Here is a 1103-nt window from a genome sequence, read left to right as displayed (position 1 = left end):
TGATCTTCGAGTTGCGCAAGCTCTCGGGGGGCAATTTCTCCGGTCTCGGGCTCATTCTTGCGGGCCTCGTCGTCGGTGGCGGCATCGGCGCCTATGTCGCCCGCAAGGTCGAGATGACGAAGATGCCGGAACTCGTGGCCGCGATGCACTCGCTCATCGGTCTGGCCGCTGTCTGTATCGCGGTGGCTGCGGTGGCGGAACCGGCGGCGTTCGGCATCGTGCCCGCCGGTGAGGCCCTGCCGCCGGGCAACCGGATCGAGTTGTTCATCGGTACGTTCGTCGGGGCGATCACGTTCTCCGGCTCGGTCATCGCCTTCGGCAAGCTCTCTGGCAAGTACAAGTTCCGTCTGTTCCAGGGCGCGCCGGTGCAGTTCACGGGCCAGCACACGATCAACCTGCTGCTGGCCATCGCGATGCTCGGCTTCGGTGTGATCTTCTTCCTGTCGCAAAGCTGGCTGCCGTTCATCCTGATGACGGCCATCGCCTTCGTGCTGGGTGTGCTCATCATCATCCCGATCGGGGGCGCGGACATGCCGGTCGTGGTGTCGATGCTGAACTCGTATTCGGGCTGGGCGGCCGCCGGTATCGGCTTCTCGCTCAATAACCCGATGCTCATCATCGCCGGCTCGCTCGTGGGGTCTTCGGGGGCGATCCTGTCGTACATCATGTGCAAGGCGATGAACCGCTCGTTCTTCAACGTCATCCTGGGCGGCTTCGGCGCTGCGCCCGGTGCGGGCGCGGCCGGTGGCGAACAGCAGCAACGTCCGGTGAAGTCCGGTTCGCCCGACGACGCCGCGTTCCTCATGAGCAACGCCGAATCGCTGGTGATCGTGCCGGGCTACGGTCTGGCCGTCGCCCGCGCGCAGCACGCGCTCAAGGAGTTGACCGACAAGCTGGTCGAGAAAGGCGTGAGCGTGCGCTATGCGATCCACCCGGTGGCGGGCCGCATGCCGGGCCACATGAACGTGCTGCTTGCCGAAGCCGAGGTGCCCTACGATCAGGTGCTGGAAATGGACGAGATCAACGGCGAGTTCGGCCAGACGGACGTGGTGCTGGTGCTCGGCGCGAACGACGTGGTGAACCCGGCGGCGAAGAACGATCCG

Annotated in this window: 1 protein-coding gene; it reads left to right on the top strand. The window is 65.3% G+C overall.

Going from position 1 to position 1103, the window contains the following annotated elements; all coding sequences use genetic code 11:
* The coding region (locus PAN31108_RS26205) for an NAD(P)(+) transhydrogenase (Re/Si-specific) subunit beta (protein WP_150671661.1) at positions 1 to 1103 on the top strand (1103 nt) is incomplete at both ends.

The organism is Pandoraea anhela (assembly GCF_902459655.1).
GTDB lineage: Bacteria > Pseudomonadota > Gammaproteobacteria > Burkholderiales > Burkholderiaceae > Pandoraea > Pandoraea anhela.
The sequence above is the reverse complement of the archived record's forward strand: the minus strand, read 5'-3'. Positions and strand labels throughout refer to the sequence as shown.